Here is a 7,460-nt window from a genome sequence, read left to right as displayed (position 1 = left end):
GGTCGTCGCGGGTGACGGTGACGAGGTGCCCTTTGCGGACGTGGCCCAGGCGGTGCAGGATCTCGCCCATGCGCTGGGCGACGGTGGTCTTGCCGGTGCCGGGCGGCCCGGTGAAGCACATGTGCAGGCTGGGCTTGCCGCCGCTCAGGCCCGCCTTGCGCCGCACCTCGTCGACCAGCAGCAGGGCGGCGATCTCGCGGATGCGTGTCTTCACCGGGGCGAGGCCGACCAGCTCGCGGTCCAGCTGGTCCAGCATCTCCTGGATGCCGGCGTCGCGGTGCGCGCCAACAAGATCGATGGGGGCAAGGTCGATGGGGGCGTGTTCGGGCAGGGTGTCCATGGTCCGATGTTCTGCTGCGTTGAGTCGTAGGTTGGTGCCAAGCCGAAGGCGCGGCCCAACAACCCGTCGCCGTGGAAAGGAATGTTGGGCCGCGCTGCGCTTGGCACCAACCTACGGAGCTTCTACGCGCCGTACCGTTCACCGGCCGGGCGGTCGGTGGCGTAGCTGTGCGTCTGGTAGGACAGGCGACGGTCGCCGCTGACCTGGCGTTCCAGGCGGAAGCCCGGCTCGTCCTTCGGGCGCTGGGCGATGAAGGACAGGGCGACGGACTGCCGGCCGGGGCTTCGGTCGTAGGCTGTGATGCGGATGTAGTGGTTGGGGTAGGTCTTGCGGCACTCGTCCAGCCCCACCATCACCTGGGCGGAGTCGCGCTGGTCGAACATGGGCAGGCCCCACATTTCCCAATAGGTGTTCCGCGGGTGCGGGTCGTCCGTGTACTCGATGTTGATCGGCCAGTCGTTGGACAGCGCGTAGCGCACCTGCGATTCGATCTGGTCGTCGGCGAGGTCGGGCAGGAAGGAAAACGTGCCCTGCGTCAGTCGCATCATGGTTCGGGTCTCCTTGCTGATCAGGCGACGCTGGCGGTCGGCACGAAGTCCGGCGTGTCGGTGGAGGCGTAGGTGAAGGTGACGTCCTTCCAGGTGTCCAGCGCGGCGGCCAGCGGCGCGCAGCCCTTGGCGGCCTCGGCCAGGATCTCCGGCCCCTCCGTCAGGATGTCGCGGCCGGCGTTGCGGGCGAACACCATGGCCTCCAGCGCCACTCGGTTGGCGGTGGCCCCGGCGGCGATGCCGTGCGGGTGGCCGATGGTGCCGCCGCCGAACTGCAGCACCACGTCGTCGCCGAAGATGTCGAGCAGCTGGTGCATCTGCCCGGCGTGGATGCCGCCGGACGCCACCGGCAGGGTCTTGCGCAGGCTGCCCCAGTCCTGGTCGAAGAAGACGCCGTTCTGCAAATTGGTGGGCACGAAAGATTCGCGGCAGTTGTCCAGGTAGCTGCGCGTGGTGTGCGGGTCGCCCTCCAGCTTGCCGATCACCGTGCCGGTGTGGATGTGGTCGACGCCGATCAGGCGCGACCATTTGGTGATGACGCGGAAGTTGATGCCGTGGTTCTTCTGGCGGGTGTAGGTGCTGTGCCCGGCGCGGTGCAGGTGCAGCACCATGTTGTTGCGCCGGCACCACTTGGCCATCGACTGCATGGCGGTGTAGCCGGCCACCAGGTCGATCATGATGACGACGCTGCCCAGCTCCTTGGCCAGCTCGGCGCGTTCGTACATCGCCTCCATGTCGCCGGCGGTGACGTTCAGGTAGTGGCCCTTCACCTCGCCGGTCATCGCCTCGGCGCGGTTCACCGCCTCCATGACGTAGAGCCAGCGGTCGCGCCAGCGCATGAAGGACTGGTCGTTGATGTTCTCGTCGTCCTTGGTGAAGTCCAGGCCGCCCTTCAGCCCCTCGTACACGACGCGGCCGTAGTTGCGCCCCGAGAGGCCCAGCTTCGGCTTGATGGTGGCGCCCAGCAGCGGCCGGCCGAACTTGTCCAGCCGCTCGCGCTCCACCACGATGCCGGTGGCGGGACCCTGGAACGTCTTCACGTAGGCCAGCGGGAAGCGCATGTCCTCCAGTCGCAGGGCCTTCAGCGGCTTGAAGCCGAACACGTTGCCGATGATCGAGGCGGCGACGTTGGTGATCGAGCCCTCCTCGAACAAATCGATGTCGTAGGCGATGAAGGCGAACCAGCTGTCCGTCGAGCCCGGCACCGGGTCCACCCGGTAGGCCTTGGCCTGGTAGTTCTCGAAGCTGGTCAGCCGGTCGGTCCAGCACACGGTCCAGGTGGCCGTGGAGGACTCGCCGGCCACCGCCGCCGCCGCCTCGATCGGATCGACGCCGTCCTGCGGCGTGATGCGGAAGCAGCAGAGAAGGTCCGTGTCCTTGGGTTCGTAGTCGGGCTGCCAATAGCCCATCTTGCGGTATTCCATTACGCCGGCCGACCAGCGCCCGCTCCGCTTCCCGCCCGCATCGCCGTCCATCGTTTCCTCCCGGTGTTGGCTGTTGGTGTGCCGGGACTATGGCGCGGGCTGGACATAAAGAGAAATTTAATTATAAAATAGGATCCATAAGTTCGGATTTATGGAATGCGGTGTTCATGAGGCAGCTGACCTTCCGCCAGCTCCGCGCGTTCGAGGTGATCGCCCGGCACGGCAGCTTCAGCCGCGCGGCGGAGGAGCTGTTCCTGACGCAGCCCGCCCTCTCCATCCAGATGAAGAAGATCGCGGACGAGGTCGGCCTGCCGCTGTTCGATACCAGCGGCCGCAAGGTGCGCCTGACGGAGGCCGGGGAGGCGCTGCGCGTGCTGGCCCGCGAGGTGTCCGACAGCGTCGCCCGCTTCGAACAGGTGGTGGACGACCTGAAGGGGCTGAAGCGCGGCCGCCTGCGGCTGGCCGGCGTGACCACGGCGGAATACTTTCTGCCGCGCCTGTTGGGCCCCTTCTGCGCCGCCTATCCCGGCATCGACGTGGAACTGGTGGTGGCCAACCGCGAGGAGGTGCTGGAGCGGCTGCGCCGCGGCGACGACGACCTCTACGTCTTCGGCCAGCCGCCCGACGACATGCCAGTGGAGAGCGCGGCGTTCCTGGAAAACCCGCTGGTGGTGGTGGCGCCCGACGGCCACCCGCTGGCCGGCCGGCCCCCCGGGACGTCGGTATCGTTGGCGGAAGTGCTGGAGCACCCGCTGCTGATGCGCGAGAAGGGCTCCGGCACCCGCATCGCGGTGGAACGCTTGCTGGCCGAACACGGCCTGCGCCCGCACATCCGCATGGAACTGGGCAGCACCGAGGCGATCAAGCAGGCGGTGCTGGGCGGTCTGGGGCTGGCCGTCGTCTCCCGCCACGCTCTGGCCACCAGCGTCGGGCTGACGGAGCTGGCGGTGGAGGGCTTCCCGCTGCTGCGCCACTGGTACCTGGTGTGGCCGGCCGGCCGGCGGCTGTCGCTGGCCGCCGGGGCGCTGATCGGGCATTTGTCGGGGTGAGGCGGGGATGTTGGGGTTTTCGGCTTTGGCCTCAACCCAACCTACGGCTGAACGGTAGGTTGGGTTGAGCGTAGCGAAAACCCAACGTCGTGCACGCTCACACCTTCATGCCCGGCAGGTTGAGGGACGCCGTGTTGCCGCCGTCCACCGGAAGCGCCTGCCCGGTGATGTAGCTGGCGTCGTCGCTGGCCAGGAAGGCGATGGCGGCGGCGACCTCCTCCGGCCGGCCGTAGCGGCGCAGCTCGCAGCGGCTGCCCAGCTTGTCCTCCTTGCCGGCGGCGCGGGCGCTGTCGAACACGCGCTGCGTCATGCCCGTCTCGATCAGGCCGGGGCACACGGCGTTGACGCGGATGTTCCACTGGCCAAGGTCGCAGGCCGACGTCTGGGTGAAGCTGATCAGCCCGGCCTTCGACGCGCTGTAGGCGTTGCCGCCGGCGCCCGAGCGGATGCCCGCCACCGACGCCGTGTTGACGATGGCGCCGCGCCCCGCCGCCTGCATGGCGCGCGCGGCGTATTTGGTGAAGTACACCGCGCCATAGAGGTTGACGGCCATGATGCGCTGCCAGTCCGCCGCCTCCTGCTCGGTCGCCAGGGCGTAGCTGCCGGACGCGATGCCGGCGTTGTTGCACAGCACGTCGATGCGGCCGAAGCGGGCCAGCACGTCGGCAACGCAGCGCTCGACCGCCGCCTCCTCGGTGATGTCCAGCGGGTAGAGGGCGAAGCGCGCGTCCGCCGGCAGGCCGGCCGCCGTTTCGTCCAGCGCCCCGGCGTTGCGGTCCACCAGCGCCACGGTGGCGCCTTCCTCGGCCAGCCGCTTGGCGGTGGCGCGGCCGATCCCGCTGGCCGCCCCGGTGACGATCGCCACCCGATCCTTGAAGCGCATGTCCGGTCCTCCCCCTTATTTTTGTACGAAACCGGCGCTCAGCGCGCTTCGCGGATCATGTTGCGGGCGATGACGACCTGCTGGATCTGCGTCGTGCCCTCGTAGATGCGGAACAGGCGCACGTCGCGGTAGAAGCGCTCGACGCCGTAGTCGGCGATGTAGCCCGCACCGCCGTGGATCTGCACCGCGCGGTCGGCGACGCGGCCCACCATCTCGGACGCGAACATCTTGCAGCACGCGGCCTCGGTTCCGACGTCGCGGCCGGCGTCGCGGCGGCGCGCCGTCTCCTCCACCATGCAGCGGGCGGCGTAGGCCTCGGCCTTGCTGTCGGCCAGCATGGCCTGGATCAGCTGGAACTCCGCGATGGGCTGGCCGAACTGCTTGCGCTCCATGGCGTAGGCGAGGGAATCGCGGATCAGCCGCTCGGCGATGCCGACGCAGACGGCGGAGATGTGCAGGCGGCCGCGGTCCAGCACCTTCATGGCCGTCTTGAAGCCCTGGCCTTCCTTGCCGCCGATGATGGCGGCGGCCGGCACGCGGCAGTCCTCGAAGATGACATCAGCCGTGTGGGCGCCCTTCTGGCCCATCTTGCGGTCGGGCTTGCCGATGGTGATGCCCGGCGTGCCGGCCTCGACGACGAAGGCGGAGACGCCGCGCGCGTCGCGGCTGTCCGGATCGGTGCGGGCGAACACGGTGAACAGCCCGGCCACCGGCGCGTTGGTGATGAAGCGCTTGGTGCCGTTCAGCACGTAGTGGTCGCCGTCGCGCCGGGCGCTGGTGCGGAGGCTCCCGGCGTCCGAGCCCGCCTCCGGTTCGGTCAGCGCGAAGGAGCCGATCAGTTCGCCCGTCGCCAGACGCGGCAGGTACTTGCTCTTCTGCTCCTCGGTGCCGTCGATGACCAGCCCCTGCGAGCCGATGCCGTTGTTGGTGCCGATGATCGAGCGGAAGACCGGCGAGGTCTGGCCCAGCTCGAAGGCCACCTGCACCTCCTCCGCCATGGACAGGCCCAGGCCACCGTACTCCTCCGGGATGGACAGGCCGAACAGGCCCATGGCGCGCATCTCGTCGATGACCTCGGGCGGGATGGCGTCCTCGTCGGCCACTTGGTGCTCCAGCGGCACCAGCCGCTCGCGCACGAAGCGCGACACCGTGTCGAGAAGCTGCTGCAAGGTCTCCGCGTCGAGGGCCATGGCCGTTTCCTTCCCCTGTGATCCCGGTTTCCGGACGCTTTTGGCACGCGCCGCGGTGTCCGTCAACAAAATTGAAATTCAATTCCGCTGTGAGGAATTTTCCGGAAAAACCCTCCCCTGCGAAGCGGGGGCGTGGAGCCGGTGCCGAAGGCATTCGCGGCAAGGCCGCGAAAGGCGGAACGCGGTCGCCCGACTTGCGGACGACCGTGGTGGCGAGCGCAAGCGAAGCCGGGTGGGGGCACGTGTCCCCCACCGCAGTTCTCGCATCACTGCCCGACGCTGGCCTCGATCGGGATGATCTTGCCCTTTTCCACATAGCCGACGACGATCTTGGCGTTCGACCCGCCCTTCTCGTCGATGCCGTTGATGCGCGACGGGTTGCGATCCGGCGACAGCTTGCCGTAGGCCTCGTTCAGCTTGGCGTAGATGGCCTTCGGGTCGGTCGTCGTGCCGGCCAGCTTCATGGCCTCCGCCACCGCGTTCAGGGTCGAGTAGTTGTAGGAAATCTCCGAGCCGGGGTCCTTGTTGAACATCTTGCGGTACTTGGCGACGAACGCCTCGGCACCCGGCCGGGTGTCGTGCACCAGCGGCATCACGCCGATGGAGCCTTCCAGGAGCGTGAAGCCGTCGAGCACGCGCGCCATCTCGTCCATCTTGGCCTGGTCCATGATGGCGAAGCCGCCCTGGAAGCCCAGCTCGCGCGCCGTGCGCACCACCAGCGCCGTCGGCTCCGACGCACCGCCCACGAACATTACGTTGGGGTTGGAAGCAAGAACCTTGCTGACGCCGCTGTAGAAGTCGGTGTCCTTGTTGTAGGACATCGGGTTTTCGGAGACCACCTCGCCGCCGGCCTTCTTCCACGCCGGCACGAAGGCCTGGCTCCACGCCTTGGCGTAGTCATGGTCGGCGCCCGCCATGGCCAGCTTCTTGCCAAAGCGCTCCATTTCCGTGCGGATGAACGGATCGATGTAGCCCAGGAACGACGGCGGGATGCGCAGCGTCATCTTGTTGCCGCGCTCGGTGATCGTCGGCACGCTGGTGTAGGCGCCGAGGATGAAGTTGTCCTGCTCGTTGAAGGCCTGCAGGGCGAAGGCGCCGCCCGAATGCGGGACGAAGATGATCGGCGCGTTGTGCTGCGCCTTCAGCCGCTTCGCGTTCACCGCCGATTCGCTGGGCGAGTACTTGTCGTCCAGCGCCACGACGTTGAGGGTGACCTTCTTGCCGCCGACCTCAATGCCGCCGGCCTCGTTGATCTCCTTGGCGGCGATCTCAAGCCCACTCAGCGTGTTCTTGCCGTACAGCGCCGCACCGCCGCTCAGCGGGCCGGTGTAGCCGATCGTCACGCTGTCCTGCGCCCAGGCACCGCCGGCCGCCAGCGCGCCCAGCGCCGTCATGCCCACCAGACGGACAAAGGTCTTCCAGACTGCCATGCGTTTTCTCCCCAGTTGCGTTGTCGTTGTCTTCGATCCGCCGCCGGGAAGCGTCCCGGTCGTCGGGAACTCGCTCGGTCCGCTATGCGCCGATGTAGGCCTTCCGGATGCGTTCGTCGCCGAGCAGCGTGTCGCGGTCGCCCTCCATGACGATCTTGCCGCTCTCCATGACGTAGGCGCGGTGCGCGATCTGCAGCGCCGCGTAGGCGTTCTGCTCGGCCAGCAGCACCGTCGTGCCCGCCTCGTTGATCGCCTTCACCGCCTCCAGCACCTGCTTCACGATCAGCGGCGCCAGCCCCAGCGACGGCTCGTCCAGCAGCAGCACCCGCGGCCGCCCCATCAGCGCCCGCCCGATCGCCACCATCTGCTGCTGCCCGCCGCTCAACGACCCCGCCGGATCGTCCTTCTTCATCCGCAGCACCGGGAACATCTCGAACACGCGCTCCAGGATGTGTTGCGACGTCTTCGGGTCGCCGCGGTGCACGTAGGCGCCCAGCAGCAGGTTCTTCCTGACCGACATCTCGGGGAACAGCTTGCGCCCCTCCGGGCACTGCACCAGACCCGCCTGCACGATGCGCGACGGCTTGCGGCCCACG

General features: G+C 68.1%; 8 protein-coding genes. 1 reads left to right on the top strand and 7 read right to left on the bottom strand.

Annotation, left to right across the window (positions count from 1 at the left end; translation table 11 throughout):
- From VED21_RS14935 to VED21_RS14925, 3 genes are all read right to left on the bottom strand, one after another.
- Positions 1 to 340, bottom strand: a 340-nt coding sequence (locus VED21_RS14935; RefSeq protein ID WP_324883296.1) for an ATP-binding protein, incomplete at its 3' end; no start/stop codon positions are given.
- Positions 341 to 462: 122 nt separating this feature from the next.
- Positions 463 to 888, bottom strand: coding sequence for a ribulose bisphosphate carboxylase small subunit (locus VED21_RS14930; RefSeq protein WP_324883295.1), 426 nt, complete (start codon positions 886 to 888; stop codon positions 463 to 465).
- Positions 889 to 908: 20 nt separating this feature from the next.
- On the bottom strand, positions 909 to 2,363 hold the full coding sequence (locus tag VED21_RS14925) for a form I ribulose bisphosphate carboxylase large subunit (protein WP_324883293.1): 1,455 nt from the start codon (positions 2,361 to 2,363) through the stop codon (positions 909 to 911).
- Positions 2,364 to 2,479: 116 nt separating this feature from the next.
- On the opposite strand from VED21_RS14925, the gene VED21_RS14920 reads away from it, so the two are divergent.
- Positions 2,480 to 3,361: a LysR substrate-binding domain-containing protein gene (locus tag VED21_RS14920; protein ID WP_324883291.1), complete on the top strand. Its 882-nt coding sequence runs from the start codon at positions 2,480 to 2,482 to the stop codon at positions 3,359 to 3,361.
- A 97-nt stretch (positions 3,362 to 3,458) separates the two neighbouring features.
- Here the strand turns inward: VED21_RS14920 and VED21_RS14915 are convergent, their stop codons facing one another.
- From VED21_RS14915 to VED21_RS14900, 4 genes are all read right to left on the bottom strand, one after another.
- Entirely contained in the window at positions 3,459 to 4,244 is a 786-nt protein-coding gene (locus VED21_RS14915) for an SDR family NAD(P)-dependent oxidoreductase (protein ID WP_324883289.1), read from the bottom strand.
- Positions 4,245 to 4,282: 38 nt separating this feature from the next.
- Complete coding sequence (locus VED21_RS14910; protein ID WP_324883285.1) at positions 4,283 to 5,434, bottom strand: acyl-CoA dehydrogenase family protein; 1,152 nt, start codon at positions 5,432 to 5,434, stop codon at positions 4,283 to 4,285.
- 266 nt (positions 5,435 to 5,700) lie between these two features.
- Positions 5,701 to 6,864, bottom strand: coding sequence for an ABC transporter substrate-binding protein (locus tag VED21_RS14905; protein ID WP_324883283.1), 1,164 nt, complete (start codon positions 6,862 to 6,864; stop codon positions 5,701 to 5,703).
- Positions 6,865 to 6,946: 82 nt separating this feature from the next.
- On the bottom strand, positions 6,947 to 7,460 hold a 514-nt coding region (locus VED21_RS14900), incomplete at its 5' end, for an ABC transporter ATP-binding protein (RefSeq protein WP_324883281.1).

The sequence above is a fragment of the Azospirillum sp. genome, assembly GCF_035627195.1.
Taxonomy (GTDB): domain Bacteria; phylum Pseudomonadota; class Alphaproteobacteria; order Azospirillales; family Azospirillaceae; genus Azospirillum.
The sequence above is the reverse complement of the archived record's forward strand: the minus strand, read 5'-3'. Positions and strand labels throughout refer to the sequence as shown.

Coding starts and splice junctions, on each gene's coding strand:
- VED21_RS14925 (WP_324883293.1), bottom strand. CDS start 2,363: ATGGACGGCGATGCGGGCGGGAAGCGGAGCGGGCGCTGGTCGGCCGGC.
- VED21_RS14910 (WP_324883285.1), bottom strand. CDS start 5,434: ATGGCCCTCGACGCGGAGACCTTGCAGCAGCTTCTCGACACGGTGTCG.
- VED21_RS14930 (WP_324883295.1), bottom strand. CDS start 888: ATGATGCGACTGACGCAGGGCACGTTTTCCTTCCTGCCCGACCTCGCC.
- VED21_RS14915 (WP_324883289.1), bottom strand. CDS start 4,244: ATGCGCTTCAAGGATCGGGTGGCGATCGTCACCGGGGCGGCCAGCGGG.
- VED21_RS14905 (WP_324883283.1), bottom strand. CDS start 6,864: ATGGCAGTCTGGAAGACCTTTGTCCGTCTGGTGGGCATGACGGCGCTG.
- VED21_RS14920 (WP_324883291.1), top strand. CDS start 2,480: ATGAGGCAGCTGACCTTCCGCCAGCTCCGCGCGTTCGAGGTGATCGCC.